The following is a 16,450-nucleotide window of genomic DNA, read 5'->3' as shown; positions in this document are numbered from 1 at the left end:
CACTATGCGCAAGTCGAGTGGACCACGCAGTTCGATGTCGTCGGAACGGCTACAGCGCGTGGAGAGGAGGATCACGTCGACGACGTTTCAGGGGATTCGTGATCGGGCGCTTGCCCTTCTCCGGGCGACCGAACAGCAGCTGTGGGTAGGACGAGATCTCCCAGCGTTCCGCGATATTGACCCGCTCGCATCGCTCTCCGATTGGTTCGGGCCGGGACCGGAACGGCTGAAGCGGACCGTTGAACCGACGATGGGAGGCTTCGACACCCGCCGGATCGGAGTGTTCCGACCGACACACGGGCCAAGACGGCTGCCGATCGCACGGCCGGCCAGCGCCGAGGGCGGACAACGGTGCCCCTGTCGTCGCTCGCGCGGCGGCAGGGGCACCGTCACTTCCCGCGCTTCGCTCGTTTGGGTTCGGGCAGCCCCAACTCGTCGGCGACGCGTTCGGCTCGTTTCCGCAGAGGCGACCATCGGTGTCCCGCAACTGTGAGGGCATCCCGGACGTCAATCTTCGTCCCCGACGGCAGCGGCCGCACGAGGGCGACGGCAGCATCGAGTGCAGCTTCAGCGGACCCCTGGTTCCGGGTCAACATGTCTAGCAGCACGGTCCGCACCAGCAGTCGCTTGGGCTGCTCTGCTCGGATCGCCGCGGCGCGCCACACACGCAGCACCTGCTTACGGCCATCGATGGTCGACTCGGCCTGATAGCGGGCGCTGAGGAGTGTCGCGGTGCGCGCGTCTGGCAGCGCTGATACGCGGACGGCGGCAAGACCCGCCACAGTCAGATCCGGTGACGTGGGCTGACCGACAAGAATCTCGAGGACGTGTTCATGCGTTGATTGCGGCAATGCGCGGCACCATCGGTCCACTTCGCTCAGAAGTTCCGCGGCAGTGGCACCAGCACCCGACAGGTAAGGCCCGATCGTCGCGGCGACCGTCGCAGCATCAGAGGTGGTGTATCGGAGCCAGTCCTGAACAGTGTCCCAGCGCCGTTGCGGCGCGGCCGCGATGCTGGCCTGCACCTCAGCCACGGTGAGCTCTACATCCGGGTGTGATGCAACGAAGGTTGGTTCCGCGCCGAGCATGATGTTGCGAAGCTCCGCCCCGAGTGCGGCGGGCATCCAGCCGGACGCAGCGATGGCCTGCAGCAACGATGCAACCGTCTCCTCCGTTCGCGGAGCGGTAAATGCGAGGAATCCGTGCAGCAGCCGCCGGATGCCGTCAGCAAGGGCGACGGCGTCTTCATTTTCCACCTCGGCGGCGAGGGTGCGCTCCGCCAACGCCAGCTGCGCGTGGGAGGCGTCTTGCTGGGCGACGATCCCCACACGGCGGAGCACGTCAAGGCATTCGAGCCGCTCGCGCAGCTCCTCCACGTCGCCTTCGGTCTCGAGGATATCCGGCAGTTCCAGGCTCGCTGCGGATAGCTCGTGCTGCTCCGTGGCCGGCAGGTAGTCGTTGCACTGGGCGATGATGCGGGCCCGCTCGGTGAATACGTCGATGCTGTCCGGGCTCTTGTCCATGAAGCGCCGCGTCCACAGCCGGTCCACCATGTGCGCCAGGTGCGGGCGGATCGCCGCGGTGATCGACTCCGGGCTCTGCACCAGCAGCGCCGTCCACTCGGACCACTCATCGGGGTACCGACGTCGCCCCACACGCAGCAGCAGCTCGGCGAATGTGTCATCGATGGCGGTCTCCACCGACGGCAGCAGCGCGTGAACGGCGTCGGCGGCGGTGTCCTGTCCGGTCTGAAGCAGCACGCGGATCAGCGGAATGAGCGCAGGCTGATACTCCCGATCGACCTGTATGGCGGCAATGCTGCTGATCGCGGCGATGATACCCGCCGGGTTGAGAGGCTCGGTGAGCTCCTCGTCAGTGTCCGACTCGACGCGACGCGTCGTTTTCGGCGATGCTGCGGCTTCGCGGTCGCTTCGCCAAGCTTCATGCGCTCTGATGACGTCCCGCAGCGATTCGGCAAGCGACTCCTCGGACTCGCTGATCACCGCCGCAAGAGCTTCCGGCTTGACGAATTCCAGCTCGGCGGCGAACTGCTCCGCGTGTTCGCTGATCAGGCGGGTCCGCATCGCGTCATGCACGAGTGTTTCCGCCGTGCGCAGCGTTGCGCAGAAGTCGATCGCGAGCCGCGCTCCGACATCGGATGCCGCGGTGGCGCCGGACTCAGCGATACGGCGCACCAACGAGCGCCGGCGGATCTCTGACGCTGACGAGGCAACCTCGAGTGCCCCCTCCAGCGTCGATGATCCGACCACGTTCGGAGGGAACGCGTCGTTCTGATCGATCTCCAACGCGATCGCGTCGGCAGTTGCCGCATCGATGGGTGTCATTGGGACTGCTACCAGCAACGTCCTCGTGATGTTGGGTCCTTCAATACCGACTGCGGTGCGCAGCATCTGCGTGAGGAAGTGCACCGCAGCAGAACGCTGCTCACCGTTGATCCTGCTGAACAAGTTCCGGATCTCCACGACTCCACCGTCGCGTGCTGCGAGCTCAACCTGCTGGGCGAGCGTGCCGGGGAGATTCGATGCCACGCCCGCGCTTTCGAGGAACAGCAGGTCCCGGTATGGCCCTGTGACGTTGCTGGTGCGATGCAAGTAGCTCAGCAGCTGGTTCCCTTGCGTCGACCGAACGGCGTCCGCCGCGTCCTGGTCGTCAGCGTCCGCAGGGGACACCATGGCGCCCGCCCACCGCGTGTTCTCCAGGTAGTCGTCGACCAGCTGCTGCACGCGCATTTCAACACTGGGGTGGGCCCGCCAGTACTGGTCCCGCCCGTCCGTCGCGACGCCGACGACATGCTGCGGCAGCTCCGGGTCGAGGACCATGTCGCGGGCGAAGAGCGGGAACTCCACCTGCAGGCAGATCAGCCGCGCAAGCGCTTCGGCCTCCCCGCGGCCCAGCTGGAACGCGAGATCGCCGGATCGGACCCGGGCGGTCGCGAGACGATGCGCCAGCACGAATGAGTTGAGGAGATGCTTCACGCGTCGCGGAGCGCGCACATGCGCCGGAATCAGGATCGACGCGATCGTCGCAGTGTTGACTTGCTCCCACACCCCTCGGCGTCCCGCGACCAGCGCGGCGGCGAACGCGGTGACACTTCCTGCGCGCAGTGGCGGCAGCGTCATCTGGTACTGGAACACCTTGTCGAGGTACGAACTGCCGGCGCTGTAGTACGGGTTCACATCATCCAGCGGGGTCGCCTGCCGAAGGGACTGCGTCATCGCGCTCTCGAGAACCTGCTGGTCGGCGGCGACGACGAAGACGCAGCCGGGAACGCCGAAGAACGTTCGGATCGAATCCAGCGTGTCGATCACGTCCGACGGGGCGCAACGGTCAAGCTCATCGACGAACACGACCAGGGTGCGCCCCTTCACTTTCGATGTCACCAAGTCGCGGAACAGGCGTTCGAACTCTTCGTCACTTTCCGCGCGTTCGCTTGAGTGCTCCGTCACGAACGCTTTATTCGCGATCGCCACTACCGCCGTCAGTAAACTCGCCGGCACCAGTGACGCGGGGATGGACGACAAGGCCGCACCAGTCAGCGCCGTCCACACCGGCTCGTCCTGCAGCATCGCGATGACCGCGGCGAGCCCCGCCAACGCAGCAGCGATCACCGCGCCCGAACCGAACAGGATCCCCGCCAGCTTCAACAGCTTCACCAGCGGAAACTGCACCTTTGAGCTGGTCTTCGTCTCGTACAAGTCTTGACCGAAGCGGGAGTCGGTCACGCCGAGACTGCCAGCGATGACCGAAATGAAGTTCCTCCGCAGTGGATTCCGAGCGTACTTGAACGCATCGAATCGGGCGAACGCTATCTCTTTGTCGTACCGCGCGGAGATCTCAGCGGCCAGCAGGTGCCCGATCCCGCTCTTACCGGCACCCCACGGGCCGTACAACGCGACGTTGCTCGGCGTCCTCGCCTGCCGGATGAGTTGCAGCAGCTCCTCAGTGAACTGCTCATGGCCCAACGCATCGTCCTGAGCGGTAGTGATCTCCGCATCGGCGATCAATTCGGGGCGAAGCGACACAAGAAGCCTTCCAGTGATGATTTGTTGTCAGTAAGTATTGCGGAGACAACCGACACTTTGAGGACTTTTCCCCCACGACGCGCGTCTCCCGAGCTACCCGAGGTACGTCACCTCGCCCTCCGGGCCGAGCTCGTCTGGCGCGCGGACCCGGCCACGGTCCTCGACCTGCCCGGCGCCACGCACCTGCACCCACGCTCACCCTCGTCCAAGAGATGACCGTCGATATGCATTGTGCCGAGCGCTGAAGCCCCCGGAAGGATGCGAGCAGACCCGCCGGAAGCCAAGTGCAACGTGCCGCTCATCTGGTCGGCGAACACCGCCATCGACCCGGCGGCGACGTGCACGGTGCCCGATACTGTGGCCAGCGCGACGAAAACGCCGTCCTCGACGTTGACGGTGCCGCTGACCCGAGCTCGTGCGGTCGCCGTCGCCGCGTTGGTGACGATCACGGTTTGTGTAATCGGCTCGGTGAGCGTTGCGTCGGCGTCCATGCGCACATCGGAAACCTGGACCAGGCGGCCGTCATGGAACTCGTAAGAGGGAGTCAAGGAGCGCGTTCACTCGGATAACCTGTCGCCTGGAGTCTGACGCACTTCAACGGAGACACTTACCAGCTCACGAACATCGGCCGCGTGCCTGCTGACGATGTGAAGGTCCGCACTCACGAGACGCTTCTTGTGCCGCGCCCGCTTCCGGACGGCGAGACAGTGGGACCCGGTGAGGCGGTTACTTTCATGGCGTTGAGGACCATGGGAACCTCGGACTCGACGATCACTGTCACGTGGATTGACGAGACTGGCAGCGAAGGACGATGGCGATACCCACTTCCGCCGCGTCCCAGACGCTGAAGATCGTGCCGTCGCGCTGAGCGATCGTCTAACGGACGTCGGTGTCCTCTGTTGCATCTCTGCGTCGACGGATAGTTCGGAGAATCGCTCTCCAGCTGGCGAGGTACAGCACGAAACCGATTCCTATGGCGATCGGTTGAGGGGCCCCTACGAGCACGAGTACCACAGCTGCGAGGAGCGCTGCGAGGAGAGCGCCGATGAGAAGTAGGGTTTGGACGTTGCGCAGCCGCCGCTCGGCTCTGGTCGCTCGCATGTTTCAAACCTAACGAAAGTGTCCTTCAACCGATCCGCGGCCGGACGTTTCACACTCCTCCGGAAGCCGTCGCTCCACGCTCGAACGCTTCGACCTCCCGAAGGCTCGAACGGATCTCCTCTCGAACCACGCGGCCACTCTTTGCACCGGCAACGATGTCACGCAGGTGCTCCAGCAGCTTGTGAGCGAAGGTCGATGTGCGCCGCTGCAAGTTCGGCGGATCCTTCTCCTCTGAGATGGTGTCAATCGACGTGAAGAATTCCTGCCACAGCTCCAGACTCTTCCGGTCCTCCTCGTTCGCAAGCGCCTCGATCAGTACCCGCTCCGACAGGACGTCGATCAGAGAAGCCATCCTCCGCTCTGGCACACCGTTGCGCTGCGGCTGATGGCCAGATCCGCCCACTGATTGATCTTGGGAGCCAAGGCCGCCATTGCCCAATACATTCGTTCCCGATAACGGTCGGAGCGCTCGCGCCGCAGGACAACCCAGGCAACTCCCGCCGCCACGCCAGCACCGGCAAGGGTCGCGACCAGCGTGGACACGAAGGTTGGCCAATCCCAGCTCCCCAAGGACGCAGTTAGTTGGTCGATCGAATCGCGGAGCTCGCGTACGTCACTCACAGTCGAAAGCTAGTGGACCGGCGTACCTACACGTAGCGACACAACGACGATCAACTTGATCGCGCCGTCTCGAGAGCCGATCGTTCAACGGGCCAGCTCGTCGAGAACCTTGCGACCCATCTCAAGCGTCGCACCCTGGTAGGTGGCAAAGCCGAGCGCCCCCCCGCTCGTTAAGACAACGCTCACCTCGGTGCCTCCCTCTGGACGCGCCTCGAACTTGAACCGGGTCGTCTCCGACCGGAAGGCGAACGTGGTGCGACGAGCGATGATGGCGCCCTCTGCATTGGCTTCGACTACGGTCACGTTGGGAACAGCATGCACAGCTTGACGGAACCGATCAGGCATGTCTGCCACAGCAACCGGAACCACGACGCTTGACATCTCCACCACCGACTCTTCGCCCCCAAGGGGGGGACGGCTCAAAGCTACGCCGACGGTATAGTTCGGCGTCCGATTGCCGATTGGCTATCGAGACGCCGTAGCGTTCCCTGCCCTCTCTTAGGACCGCGACGTGGAGTATTACCAGATCGCTCAAGACACTCTGTCGCAATTGTCCCTTCACGACGCGATGGTCCGGTCGTCAGTGGCCCGTAGGCGGCACTGGGCTCCGCTAGATGTACGAGCGGCGTTTCCTCGCGTGCCGGAGCACGAATTCGAGCGGGCGCAGCAGCGGCTCGACGAACTGGAGTCTGACGCGGCTCAGTGGGCTTGGTCGCTTCGCGAAGCGGGAGGCCCGACCGAGACCGACGTGCGCGACGCGCATCGTGGCCTCTATCCCGAGTTCTCGGACGTCGCGGTCGGAGACCTGATCGGCTTCGCCATGGACATGCAACGCTGACCGCTACTCCCATCGGCATCGTCAAGCCGCGCCCGGTAGCGGATGGCTCATGGAGACAGGGACCGCGGCTGTTCAGTCGTGGCTTACGAAACGGCGAGGCCGGAGGCCGTACGTGCGGGTGAGAGTCTTCAGGAGAACGACGGCGGCCGCGGTCAGCAAGAGTGCCCCGCCGAGGCCGGCGAGCGGGTACCACACGCCGTTGGCCCGGTAGCGGCGGCGGATGCCGAACCCACTCCCAGTGATGACTGCAGCGAAGCCGCCGAGGAAGGTGAGGCCCATGCTGCTGTACCAGCCAGCATCACCGCAGGCCACAGCGCGGGCGCCGCAAGTGCTGTACGAGATGAGGCTCTCGTTGAGGATGTACCCGACGCAGCCGATCGCCGTGAGCAGTCCGATGACGATGACCACCCAGATGAGGGCGAGGTTCCACAGGGCGCCGCGGTCGCTCAGTGTTGCGCGTCGGGTGCGGGACGCCATCAGGACTCCTCAACTGGTTCGTTCGTCGGATGTCAACAGGGTGCCAGGCGGCGGTCAGATTCGAATGCAGCGTCGACCAGCGGCGGCCGTTCCTCGGCCATGGTGGGACCTGTTCGTGACGTCTGCCGATCGCACGGCCCGATGAGCGATCCGCAGACAGACAGAGTCCCGCTCGGTCTAGATCGGTCTGACGTCATGAGCTCGGAAGAAGTAGCCATCCTGCCCCGGTGGGTACGGCTCGACGTCGAACTGCACCCGGTCCCCAGGTTGGAGCGTGTGGTACCCATCCATCCTGAGGTTCGCGAAGTGCACGAACACCTCCGATGCGACGTCGTCCGAACGGAGAGAACCCCAGCCGGCTTCATCACTCCACCAGACACACTCGTCTTCGACGTTCAGCATCAGCAGACGCTATCGCTCTGTGTGGCTCGTAGAAGGATCGGGTTGTCGGGCGCCCCCCGACCCACTTCCGGCTGTGAGCAGCGTCGCTTTGCGTCGTCCTTCTGACTTCGCTCTGTGTCGTGATCGCGTCCCCGTAGCCGATAGGTGAGCGGGCGCCCCGTGGAGCTGCGCGAGCGTGTCAGACGAGAGCGCTGTCCGGTACGACCTCGAACGCTTCGAACCGTCCGTCGGCGAGCACGCTCGCGATCAGCTGCCGCGACCCGGCGACGATGGTCGAATCCGTGTCAATCTCGGTCGCGACGACCCAGGTGTGGTCCTCGGGCCACAGCAGCTGAGGGGTGTGCCCGAGCTCGAGGTACGTACCCACGCGGGCGTCGTCCAACCACGAAGGGTCCGCCAACGCCGACAGGGTCACCCCCAGCACGATGTACTCACGACGCGGCAGGTGGAGCCGCGGCCCAGCCAGGGACGCGCGGAGGGCCTCCTGCTGCACCCGGTGCTCCGCTGCCCTGCGTGCAGCGTACTCGCGGAGTTCCGCGCGCTCGGCGGCGTTCGGCGATCCGCCCTGCCACCCGACGGCCAACATCGAGCTGCCGTTCAGGTCACCCCAGCCGTCCCAGATGGCCGCCACCACGTCGAGCGGGGTGGTAGTCGCGGCCGCGAGGTGCTCCGTCAGTGCTGCGAGCTGCGTCGGGTCGAACCACCCTTCCTCGGGGAGCTCGACGCACCACCCGTCGTTGAAGACCAGCTCGGTCTCGTCGTCGCGTCCGCTCACCGCGCTCCACGCCACGTCGTGGTGCACGGTCCGTCCGGTCCTGGCTGCCACGTCGGACCACCGCCACACGCTCGACTCGAGCACCAGCGGTTCCACGTGTTCGTCGGCCGTCAACGGGTCGACTCGGTACGCGGACAGGGGGTGCAGCAGGCGGGCATACGCCTCGAAACCGGAACCGGCCGTCCCGGCGACGGTCCCGAAGGCCTGCATGCGCGGGATCAACCAGGCGGACCGAGAGAGGTCGGTGATCAGCTCCATCTCGCTGATCGTAGTGCGCTGGTTGCGGGCGATGAGTATGTGATGTTGTGCCGTGGAGGGACTGATGGGATCGAATCGCGCCGACGCACTTTCCCGTCTCGCTGAACGATCGGGTTATCTGGCGCCTCCACGACCCACTTCCGGCTGTGAACAGCGTCGCTCTTTGTCGTCCTTCTGACTTCGCTCTGTGTCGTGACCGCGTCCCTGTAGCCGATCGGCTACCGGTCTGTCGAACGCCGCTCGCCCTCGGGCAGAAGGTGGCCGATGGCTCGTAAGACGTCGCCCAGCCAGACGAGTTCCCAGTTCAACGTCCGATCGGCGTCCGGCGTCGAAATCAGGTTGTCCCACGACTCGGTCAGCTGACCGATCGTGGCTTTGGGTGGATCGCTCGATACGTCGTACAGGTCCGGAGCGGGCAACGAGTAGAAGTAGTCCTCACGCAGCAAGATCGACTCCCCGTTCGCATGTTCGACGTGCGCAAGGATCCGATCGAACACGAGACGGAGATCAGTCACCGGGATCTGAAGACCGTTCCACTCAGGCATCCCACGAACATCGCGCAGGAGGGACTGTCTCGTCAACCGATGCGGATCGGTCACCGGGCGCCAGTGACGCGTTGCCGGCGCCCGCGCAGGAACAGGGCGATCCCCACCGCGTCCAGTACCACGAGCAGGCCAAGCGCGGCACGTGCGATCAGCCACAGCGCGACGTCGTGCGGGAGCAACTGCGACGGATCGAACGCGCCTGTCGCTTCCGAGCGGTTCACGGCCCACTCGTCTGCTGCCGTGTACAAGACGAAGAAGACGGCGAACACGCCGTTGAACAGGCAGGCCAGAACCCAAGTGGCCACGACGACGGCGCGCGGGAGAGGCGCGGCGGCAATCACTCGAGTCATGCGGCAACGATAGGAGCGCGCGGTCTGGTCCCGGTTGCGAGGATGCTCGAACGAATGAGCGTTTCACAGGCTCGGAAGCCGAACTCCGAGACCGCATTCCCCGGTCTTTGCCGAACACGTCGGGACGGTGACTCACTGGTCATTCGAGCGGTTCAGGAAGGCGTGGGTGGGGTCGGGGAGGACGTGGGTTGCCCTGTGTTGCGGAGTCCTCCGAAGGGCCACCGTCTCCGTCGCCGCACTGCGACCAGTCGTTCGAGTTCTTTCCGGGTCGTCGCGTCAACATGCGGGACGCCGACTCCGGGGTGTCGCGGCAGCGGTGCACTCTGGATGGCGATCAGGTCGAGCGCAGCGCGCGCGTAGTTGCTCGCCGCGTCGGGATCGCCGAGTTGACGTGCGACACGTGCCCGCGCGGTCAGGTAGCTGACCAGCCGGTTCCGGAAGAACGGAGTCCGTCGCATTTCCGGTTCCGCGGCGCGGAGGAGCGCATCTGCCTCCGCGAGCGACGACCGGCCGCCGAGGTGCAGGAGTACCTCGGCCAGCTCGAACTCGACCGCGCCAGAGGTGTACGACGATGTCCCGGCCTCATCGATGCGCCGCAGCACCGCGCGGAACTCCAGCGCCGCCTCCGCATACCGGCCCGACAGCGCGAAGGACTGGGCAAGGGCACTGCCGCCGCTGTTGACGCGTGCCGGACCGGCACCACTGGCTGCGGTCTCCGCCATGAACCGTGTCAGGAGCTCTCGGCCGACCTCGCGAAGCCGCTCGTGCGGTCCTTCTTGCAGCGCGAGCGTCGAGCCTTGGACCCGGAGGTATTCGCCCCGAGCGGATCTGGCGCGGGCGAGTTTCGCCTCGAACGCCGCAGCGATGTCCGCGTCCCACTCAACGGATCGGTACCAGTCGTGATCCTGCTTCGCACGGGCACGCTTCGGCGGTGCCACGTCCGCCGCGCCCTCGCGGTTTTCCTGCTCCGACCCCACGTGTGCAGTATGGCCTGTCCCGAGGGGCTGCGGCTCGCGGTTCAGGTCGGCACCGTTGCAGCCGTCACCAGCTGAGCGAGCGATCCTCTACCGGCCGCGCTTCGCTTTCCGAACCGCAAAGCGCCAGAACCAGACACCCGCCCCGAGCCAGAAGATGCCGAGCGCGATGTTCACGACCGCCAGGACGAGGTCCACGTCCGGCCGGATGAAGCGGACGATCGACGTCGTGAAGAACACCAGGCCGAAGACGAGCGCTATCGACCCCACGACCCTCGCGCTCAACACGTCCACGGGGCCAACCTAACCCCTGCTCGGAGCCCGGTGACGGATCCGCCGTCAAGACGATCCGCGGCGCTCGTTCGGAGCTCCGCGCGCGGCGACAGTGGCGATGACAGCAGCGACAACGACGAGCGCGAGACTGACGGCCCCGGTGCTGAAGAGGTACTTCGGCGTTCCGCTGCCTGCGCCGTAGATCCGGAAGAACGTTGCGCTTCCGACCAGCGCTACGACGCCGGCTCCAAGCGCCGCGCCGGTCACCCGCCTTCGGCAGCCGAGGAGCCGGGCGGCGACCAGAGCTCCGAGCGCGCACAGCCAGCCGCCGATGGCAGCAGCTGGAACTGCTGACACTGCGAACACGAGCGACGCCAGATCGGCCCCGTGGCCCAGTCCGAACGATCCGAAGTAGAGAAACCCACCGAGGAGTCCGCCGATACCTGCGCCGAGCAACAGTCCGAATGCTTGCGTTTTACCCCAGCGCACACGTTCCCCGTTCCAACGTCCACAGGGTAGGCCTTGCAACGGTGATCAGCGAGGCCGGGAAATGAGATCTGAAGCGGTGTTCAGAAGATGGGCACACACTCCACCGCGGGCGGTGCTCGCAGAATCGAGGTCATGGCGCGCGCAGTGGTGATGACCTGCCGGCTGATGCTGCCGGTCGCGCCGACGACCAGGACAGTGAGCGGTTCTGCCACGACGTTCCTCCGCGTGGACCAGAGCATGAATGCTGCCGAGTTCGTGAGCGAGGCTGTTCAGAGCAGGCCGCTGCTGCGCAGCCACCGCGCCGCAGCGCCGGCGGTGCTTCGGTCGTGGACCTCCTCGCCGCGGACGGCGAGGCCGTTGTGGAACCGGGCTCCGGTGTTCAGCTCGCGGTAGAACGACGCGGTGCTGCCGAGGCCGCTGACGGCGTAGGTGACGAACGGGTGGACGTCCTTGTGGCGTAGGGCTGCGTTCTCCGCGAACGTCGCCATGATCATCGGCGGTCGCACGTTCCAGATGGGGCTGCCGAGCAGGATCCGGTCGTACCGGCTGAGGTCCGGGAGCGGTGCTGCGACCTCGGGGCGGGCGTCGCTGTTCTGCTCGTCGACGTTCCGGGCGACGGTGGGGTCGTAGCGGTCCGAGTAGGCGTCGGCGGCTTCGATCCGGTACAGGTCACAGCTGATCTGATCTCGGATCAGGTTCGCGAGCACCTCGGTGTTGCCGACGTCGAGCGTGCGGCGACCGCCGTCCCTGGCGAACAGACGAAGCGCTCCTCCGACGACCCGGTCGGGAACACCTTCTTCGCCGACACCGAACGCGACCGCCCCGTCATCGACGCCGTGCAGCAGATCGCCGAAGCCCGGAACGTGCCGATGGCGCAGATCGCGATGGCATGGGTGCTCGCCAACCCGGTCGTCAGCGCCCCGATCATCGGCGCGACGAAGCCCCACCACCTCGGCGACGCTGCCGCCGCGGTCGACATCGATCTCACCCCGGAGGAAGTCTCCGCGCTCGAGGAGCACTACCAGGTGCGTCCCGCTGGCGGTTTCTGAGCACCGGTCGACCGGCACCCGCGACGGCGTCCTAGGGTCGAGACATGGCCGAGCTCGACGATCAGACCTGTCTCGCGGTGACCTGTCACGATCCCTCGGGACGCTTCGCCACGGGTGTCGAGGAAGCGGGCGGTGTCCTCGCGGACGTGTTCGGGTCGCTGGCGGTCAACGTCACCTCCGAGACGCACCCAGCCACCGTGGCGGCGCTCCGTGCGCTGTCACTGCCGACGTTCTTCGGTGAGCACGGAGCCGGCAGCGTGGGCATCGGCACAGCGAGGCGCGATGCTCTTGCTCTCGGACTCCGGAGCCGGGACGGTCGCCTGTTCTACTCCGACCTGGACCACATCCTGCGCTGGCTCGGCTCGTCGCGCGACGAGGTGGAGACCTGCCTTGCCCAGCCCCACCACGACTTCCTCGTGGTGGGGCGCTCGCCTGCTGCGATGGCAGCGGGTCCCGAGCGACTCCGACGTACCGAGGAGCTCGTCAACCACGTCTACGGCCTGGCCAACGGGCTCAGCACCCGGTGGGATCTGATGATCGCGATGCGCCTCATGACACGTGACACCGCGCAGACGATCCTCACCCACAGCCAGGAGACATCGATCACGAGCGACGTCACCTGGCCGATGCTCGTCCAGGCCCGGGGCGGCTCGGTCGGGTACTTCGACGCGGACGGGATCCGGTTCCTCGCCCGCGACGACTTCGGGGCGGACGTCGATCGTCGCGACGACGACGCGGCGGAGTGGCACAGCCGGATGATCACGGCGACCGCGCACGTGAGGGCGATCGTGGAGTTCGACCGTGTCTGAACCGGCATCGGAGTCCATCAGCTGGCCTCGGTCCGTACTACCGTTCCCCCGTGGCTGCCTTCTCCACCGACGACGCTCTCGGCAACAGGATGGACTTCGCGATCGCCCGCGACGGTTTCGTCCGCGGGCTGCCAGGCGGTACCGTCCTCCGCGACGCTGAGACTTGGCTCCGGGGCGAGGGCTACCGGGTCGTCGAGATGGACGCCGGATCCTGGCGTGACGAGCGGCACATGCACGCCACGTTCGCGGCTGCGCTTGCCTTCCCCGGCCACTTCGGGATGAACCTGGACGCGCTCGACGACTGCATGTCGGACGTTGCCGAGCCCGACTACGGGTGGGACCCGTCAGAGACCGGCCTGGTCGTCGTGCTGTCCGGCTTCGACGGCTTCGCCGATCGACTCCCCCGGACGGCCGAGCAGGTGACCACGATCCTGCGGAAGCAGGGACGGTACGCAGCGCTCTTCGGCAACCGACTCCTCACCATCCTGTCCTGAACAGGATCAGCGCTCAGCCGCTGGTCGTCGACCGAGTGACGACTGGAAGCGCACGAGGTACCCATCGGGGTCCTGGACGAGGAACTGCTGAACGCCGGCTTCTTCGTCGCCGACGCCGTACCACTTCGTCTCGGGTTGCATGAAGAGCTCGACGCCCGCACGTTCGAGCGCCGTTGCGAGCGTTCGGGTGTCCGGCACCGTGATCTGGAAGTTCACGCCGCGGCCGAGCGGCTGCTCGAGCGGCCCCGTGACCCAGTTGCGACCCACGCCGGCTTGCTCGAGCATCAGGTGCGCTGCACCGAGCGCGATGTACGCGAAGCGCTCCGCAGGGCGTGCGTAGGCGACGTCGAACCCGCACACGTCGCACCAGAACTCGATGCTCCGATCGAGGTCGGCCACGAGCAGCTCGGGAACGAGCACGGGTTCCATCGCTTCCGTCACCGGATCATCGTCGCACCCGATCGTCGTTCCCGAGCACCACTCGATGTGCCCAGCGGATCGTCCCGACTCCGTCGTCACCGTCGCGGCCACCCGCATCCGGACCGCATGACGGACGGGAGGCCCGGTGCCAGCTGGCACCGGGCCTCCCGTCCGATCCGTGGTCGCGACCGCGACCGGTCGTCACAGGTCGGTCTGCGCCTCGAGGAAGTCCGGGTAGCGACCGCCCACGATCTCGACGGAGTCGGAGAGCGCCGTGAGGCGGTCGACGTCGGCAGCGGACAACCGGACGTCGGCTGCTCCGGTGTTCTCCGTGAGCCGGTGCTGCTTCGTCGTGCCGGGGATCGGGACGATCCACGGCTGCCGGGCCAGGAGCCATGCCAGCGCGACCTGTCCCGGCGTCGCGCCGAGCCCTTCGGCGATCACCCGCACGCCGTCGACCAGGGCGATGTTCGACGTGAGCGCGTCGCCCTCGAACCGGGGGATGCTGGCGCGCAGGTCGTTGTCGCCGAAGGTCGCCGACGCGTCGATGGTGCCGGTCAGGAACCCCTTGCCGAGCGGGCTGAACGGCACGAAGCCGATGCCGAGTTCCGCACAGGCGGCGAGGACCCCGTCCTCGGGGCGGCGCCACCAGAGCGAGTACTCGCTCTGGACGGCGGTCACCGGCTGCACGGCGTGCGCACGGCGGATGGTCGCTTCGGCGGCCTCGGACATGCCGTAGCGCAGCACCTTGCCCTCGTCGATGAGTTCGCGGACGGCGCCGGCGAACTCCTCGATCGGGTGGTCCGGGTTCACGCGGTGCTGGTAGTACAGGTCGATGTGGTCCGTCCGGAGACGGCGGAGCGATCCCTCGGCGGCGGCACGGACCTCGTCGGGGCGGAGCAGGCGGCCGAGCGGCTCGTGGGTGTCCGGATCGATCGCGTTCGCGAACTTCGTCGCGATCGTCACACGGTCGCGGAACGGCGCGAGTGCCGCACCGACGAGTTCCTCGTTGCGGTGCGGGCCGTAGGTCTCGGCGGTGTCGAAGAGGGTGACGCCCTGGTCGACGGCGCTGTGCAGGAGGTCGACCATCGCGGTCCGGTCGGGGTTGCCGCCGTAGCCGCCGGTCATCGTCATGCAGCCGAGGCCGATCTCCGCGACGTCGAGGTCGGTGCCGAGTGTCCTGGTCTTCACGAGTGTCCTCCGGTGGGATCGGGGCGGGCGGCGGCGTGGAGTGCGTCCCGGCGTTCGGTGGCGTCCAGCGAGCCGAGCAGCCGGAGGGCGTCGGCGGTCGGCGAGCCGGGCTCCGCGGTGTAGAGCAGGAAACTCAGGCTCGGATCGCTCATCAGCCGGGACCCCTCGAAGAACAGGTCGAGCGCGCCGACGACCGGGTGGACGAAGTGCTTCTCGCCGTTGGCGTGCCGGCGGACGTCGTGCGCACCCCACTTCGCGCGGAACTCGGGGCTGCGCGTGGAGAGCTCGCCGATCAGGTCCTGCAGGTCCTTGTCGTACGGGTCGTGCCCGGCGGCGGTGCGGAGGATCGCGACGCTCTGGTCGGCGGCGAGGTCCCAGTCCGGGTAGAACGCGTCGGACCACTCCCGGTCGAGGAAGGCGGCGCGGGCGAGGTTCGGGCGCTCGGCCTTCCGGAAGAGGTCGGCGTAGAGGGCCCGTCCGAGGGCGTTCGCACCGAGGACGTCGAGGCGGTCGTTGCGGATGAAGGCCGGACCACCGGCGAAGGCGTCGAGCGCGTACTGCAGCCCGGGGCGGAGCGTCTTCGGGGTGACGGACCGGCGGCGCGCGCGCACCGGGGAGGAGTTCGCGGCGCGGGCGAGGTCGAAGAGGTGGTCGCGTTCGGCGTCGTCGAGCAGCAGCGCACCGGCGATGGCGGACAGCACGCTGTCGGACACCCCGGACAGGCTGCCGCGTTCGAGTCGGGCGTAGTACTCCACGCTCACGTCGGCGAGCATCGCGACCTCGCCGCGTCGGAGGCCCGCGACCCGTCGGTTCGGCCCGGCGGGCAGCCCGACCTGGTCGGGGCGGACCCGCGCACGCCGGCTGACGAGGAAGTCCTTGACGTCGTCACGGTTCGTGCTCATGAGGCGACCCTACGAGTGCGGGTGGGGGCGAGGAACGCACTGGCAGGACACCCCACGGCGGTGCTCACGGTCGCGGTCTGATCCGGACGGTCGCCGAGGTCGGCCCGTCCTGCAGCATCGGCGGCAGGTACTCGCTGCCCGCGTACTTCGTCTCGTACGCGGCGTCGATGCGGCTGTTCAGGTCCGGACCGACGGCCTCGAAGGCGACCTCGTGCTCGGCACCGGCGGCGCTGATCCTGCCGGCACCCTGCTCGATGGCGGAGCGGTACCAGCGGGAGCGGCGGCCGTTGTAGGCGCGGGCGTAGAGGTCGCCGTCCACGACGACCGACCAGATCCAGGTCGGCGTGCCGTACGTCGTGCCGTCCGCTCGGAAGGGGCTCACGTGGAGGTCGTCGCTCGTGGCGATCGCTGCGATGGTGTCGGGGGTCCAGGTGGACAT

The 16,450-nt window shown here is 66.9% G+C and carries 23 protein-coding genes; 4 read left to right on the top strand and 19 right to left on the bottom strand.

Features of this window, described 5'->3' with window-relative positions:
- Positions 1–389 precede the first annotated feature (389 nt).
- The 5 genes from ACIPJY_RS11555 to ACIPJY_RS11535 form a co-directional block, all read right to left on the bottom strand.
- The gene (locus ACIPJY_RS11555; RefSeq protein WP_400464397.1) at positions 390–4,043 is read right to left on the bottom strand and encodes a P-loop NTPase fold protein; all 3,654 of its coding nucleotides are present in this window, start codon (positions 4,041–4,043) and stop codon (positions 390–392) included.
- A 107-nt stretch (positions 4,044–4,150) separates the two neighbouring features.
- The gene (locus ACIPJY_RS11550) at positions 4,151–4,534 is read right to left on the bottom strand and encodes a hypothetical protein (RefSeq protein WP_400464400.1); all 384 of its coding nucleotides are present in this window, start codon (positions 4,532–4,534) and stop codon (positions 4,151–4,153) included.
- Between the two features lie 659 nt (positions 4,535–5,193).
- The gene (locus ACIPJY_RS11545) at positions 5,194–5,496 is read right to left on the bottom strand and encodes a hypothetical protein (RefSeq protein WP_400464402.1); all 303 of its coding nucleotides are present in this window, start codon (positions 5,494–5,496) and stop codon (positions 5,194–5,196) included.
- Positions 5,484–5,765 carry a hypothetical protein gene (locus ACIPJY_RS11540; protein WP_400464405.1) on the bottom strand — a complete coding sequence of 94 codons (282 nt, stop codon included), beginning with the start codon at positions 5,763–5,765 and terminating at the stop codon, positions 5,484–5,486. The genes ACIPJY_RS11545 and ACIPJY_RS11540 overlap by 13 nt, the downstream gene beginning before the upstream one ends.
- Before the next feature lie 84 nt (positions 5,766–5,849).
- A complete protein-coding gene (locus tag ACIPJY_RS11535) occupies positions 5,850–6,152 on the bottom strand; it encodes a hypothetical protein (RefSeq protein ID WP_400464408.1) in 303 nt (100 codons plus the stop codon).
- 250 nt (positions 6,153–6,402) lie between these two features.
- Here ACIPJY_RS11535 and ACIPJY_RS11530 point away from each other — a divergent pair, with 250 nt between their 5' ends.
- Entirely contained in the window at positions 6,403–6,603 is a 201-nt protein-coding gene (locus ACIPJY_RS11530) for a hypothetical protein (protein ID WP_400464410.1), read from the top strand.
- A 72-nt stretch (positions 6,604–6,675) separates the two neighbouring features.
- On the opposite strand, the gene ACIPJY_RS11525 is transcribed toward ACIPJY_RS11530, so the two are convergent.
- From ACIPJY_RS11525 to ACIPJY_RS11480, 10 genes are all read right to left on the bottom strand, one after another.
- Positions 6,676–7,080 carry a hypothetical protein gene (locus ACIPJY_RS11525; RefSeq protein ID WP_400464413.1) on the bottom strand — a complete coding sequence of 135 codons (405 nt, stop codon included), beginning with the start codon at positions 7,078–7,080 and terminating at the stop codon, positions 6,676–6,678.
- 177 nt (positions 7,081–7,257) lie between these two features.
- Positions 7,258–7,482, bottom strand: coding sequence for a cold-shock protein (locus ACIPJY_RS11520; protein WP_400464416.1), 225 nt, complete (start codon positions 7,480–7,482; stop codon positions 7,258–7,260).
- Between the two features lie 178 nt (positions 7,483–7,660).
- Positions 7,661–8,515, bottom strand: a complete 855-nt coding sequence (locus ACIPJY_RS11515; RefSeq protein ID WP_400464419.1) for a hypothetical protein — start codon at positions 8,513–8,515, stop codon at positions 7,661–7,663.
- 218 nt (positions 8,516–8,733) lie between these two features.
- Positions 8,734–9,060 carry a hypothetical protein gene (locus ACIPJY_RS11510; RefSeq protein WP_400464422.1) on the bottom strand — a complete coding sequence of 109 codons (327 nt, stop codon included), beginning with the start codon at positions 9,058–9,060 and terminating at the stop codon, positions 8,734–8,736.
- A gap of 50 nt (positions 9,061–9,110) precedes the next feature.
- Positions 9,111–9,410 carry a hypothetical protein gene (locus tag ACIPJY_RS11505; RefSeq protein WP_400464425.1) on the bottom strand — a complete coding sequence of 100 codons (300 nt, stop codon included), beginning with the start codon at positions 9,408–9,410 and terminating at the stop codon, positions 9,111–9,113.
- A 152-nt stretch (positions 9,411–9,562) separates the two neighbouring features.
- Entirely contained in the window at positions 9,563–10,387 is an 825-nt protein-coding gene (locus ACIPJY_RS11500; RefSeq protein ID WP_400464427.1) for a hypothetical protein, read from the bottom strand.
- A gap of 87 nt (positions 10,388–10,474) precedes the next feature.
- Positions 10,475–10,678 carry a hypothetical protein gene (locus ACIPJY_RS11495; RefSeq protein WP_400464430.1) on the bottom strand — a complete coding sequence of 68 codons (204 nt, stop codon included), beginning with the start codon at positions 10,676–10,678 and terminating at the stop codon, positions 10,475–10,477.
- A 45-nt stretch (positions 10,679–10,723) separates the two neighbouring features.
- On the bottom strand, positions 10,724–11,113 hold the full coding sequence (locus tag ACIPJY_RS11490; RefSeq protein ID WP_400464433.1) for a hypothetical protein: 390 nt from the start codon (positions 11,111–11,113) through the stop codon (positions 10,724–10,726).
- Positions 11,114–11,226: 113 nt separating this feature from the next.
- On the bottom strand, positions 11,227–11,358 hold the full coding sequence (locus ACIPJY_RS11485) for a hypothetical protein (protein ID WP_400464436.1): 132 nt from the start codon (positions 11,356–11,358) through the stop codon (positions 11,227–11,229).
- 57 nt (positions 11,359–11,415) lie between these two features.
- Entirely contained in the window at positions 11,416–11,853 is a 438-nt protein-coding gene (locus tag ACIPJY_RS11480) for a flavodoxin (RefSeq protein WP_400465168.1), read from the bottom strand.
- Between ACIPJY_RS11480 and ACIPJY_RS11475 the strand changes: the two genes are divergently transcribed.
- From ACIPJY_RS11475 to ACIPJY_RS11465, 3 genes are read left to right on the top strand one after another with little or no spacing between them, the layout of a single operon-like run.
- On the top strand, positions 11,740–12,195 hold the full coding sequence (locus tag ACIPJY_RS11475; protein WP_400468188.1) for an aldo/keto reductase: 456 nt from the start codon (positions 11,740–11,742) through the stop codon (positions 12,193–12,195). The genes ACIPJY_RS11480 and ACIPJY_RS11475 overlap by 114 nt on opposite strands.
- Before the next feature lie 44 nt (positions 12,196–12,239).
- On the top strand, positions 12,240–13,004 hold the full coding sequence (locus ACIPJY_RS11470; RefSeq protein ID WP_400464439.1) for a hypothetical protein: 765 nt from the start codon (positions 12,240–12,242) through the stop codon (positions 13,002–13,004).
- A gap of 50 nt (positions 13,005–13,054) precedes the next feature.
- Positions 13,055–13,498: a barstar family protein gene (locus tag ACIPJY_RS11465; RefSeq protein ID WP_400464442.1), complete on the top strand. Its 444-nt coding sequence runs from the start codon at positions 13,055–13,057 to the stop codon at positions 13,496–13,498.
- Positions 13,499–13,504: 6 nt separating this feature from the next.
- Here ACIPJY_RS11465 and ACIPJY_RS11460 read toward each other — a convergent pair whose 3' ends face one another.
- The 4 genes from ACIPJY_RS11460 to ACIPJY_RS11445 all read right to left on the bottom strand — a co-directional run bounded on the left by ACIPJY_RS11460 (position 13,505) and on the right by ACIPJY_RS11445 (position 16,450).
- Positions 13,505–13,939: a bleomycin resistance protein gene (locus ACIPJY_RS11460; protein ID WP_400464445.1), complete on the bottom strand. Its 435-nt coding sequence runs from the start codon at positions 13,937–13,939 to the stop codon at positions 13,505–13,507.
- A 180-nt stretch (positions 13,940–14,119) separates the two neighbouring features.
- Entirely contained in the window at positions 14,120–15,109 is a 990-nt protein-coding gene (locus ACIPJY_RS11455; RefSeq protein ID WP_400464447.1) for an aldo/keto reductase, read from the bottom strand.
- Positions 15,106–16,011, bottom strand: a complete 906-nt coding sequence (locus ACIPJY_RS11450) for a helix-turn-helix transcriptional regulator (RefSeq protein ID WP_400464448.1) — start codon at positions 16,009–16,011, stop codon at positions 15,106–15,108. The genes ACIPJY_RS11455 and ACIPJY_RS11450 overlap by 4 nt, the downstream gene beginning before the upstream one ends.
- 64 nt (positions 16,012–16,075) lie before the next feature.
- Positions 16,076–16,450, bottom strand: coding sequence for a DUF2255 family protein (locus tag ACIPJY_RS11445; RefSeq protein WP_400464451.1), 375 nt, complete (start codon positions 16,448–16,450; stop codon positions 16,076–16,078).

Source organism: Curtobacterium sp. NPDC090223 (assembly GCF_044746585.1).
GTDB lineage: Bacteria > Actinomycetota > Actinomycetes > Actinomycetales > Microbacteriaceae > Curtobacterium.
Note: the sequence above shows the minus strand (reverse complement) of the source record. Positions and strands in the feature narration are given on the sequence as shown.

Coding starts and splice junctions, on each gene's coding strand:
- ACIPJY_RS11550 (WP_400464400.1), bottom strand. CDS start 4,534: ATGGACGCCGACGCAACGCTCACCGAGCCGATTACACAAACCGTGATC.
- ACIPJY_RS11545 (WP_400464402.1), bottom strand. CDS start 5,496: ATGGCTTCTCTGATCGACGTCCTGTCGGAGCGGGTACTGATCGAGGCG.
- ACIPJY_RS11525 (WP_400464413.1), bottom strand. CDS start 7,080: ATGGCGTCCCGCACCCGACGCGCAACACTGAGCGACCGCGGCGCCCTG.
- ACIPJY_RS11520 (WP_400464416.1), bottom strand. CDS start 7,482: ATGCTGAACGTCGAAGACGAGTGTGTCTGGTGGAGTGATGAAGCCGGC.
- ACIPJY_RS11515 (WP_400464419.1), bottom strand. CDS start 8,515: ATGGAGCTGATCACCGACCTCTCTCGGTCCGCCTGGTTGATCCCGCGC.
- ACIPJY_RS11510 (WP_400464422.1), bottom strand. CDS start 9,060: ATGCCTGAGTGGAACGGTCTTCAGATCCCGGTGACTGATCTCCGTCTC.
- ACIPJY_RS11505 (WP_400464425.1), bottom strand. CDS start 9,410: ATGACTCGAGTGATTGCCGCCGCGCCTCTCCCGCGCGCCGTCGTCGTG.
- ACIPJY_RS11470 (WP_400464439.1), top strand. CDS start 12,240: ATGGCCGAGCTCGACGATCAGACCTGTCTCGCGGTGACCTGTCACGAT.
- ACIPJY_RS11450 (WP_400464448.1), bottom strand. CDS start 16,011: ATGAGCACGAACCGTGACGACGTCAAGGACTTCCTCGTCAGCCGGCGT.
- ACIPJY_RS11445 (WP_400464451.1), bottom strand. CDS start 16,450: ATGTCCACCTGGACCCCCGACACCATCGCAGCGATCGCCACGAGCGAC.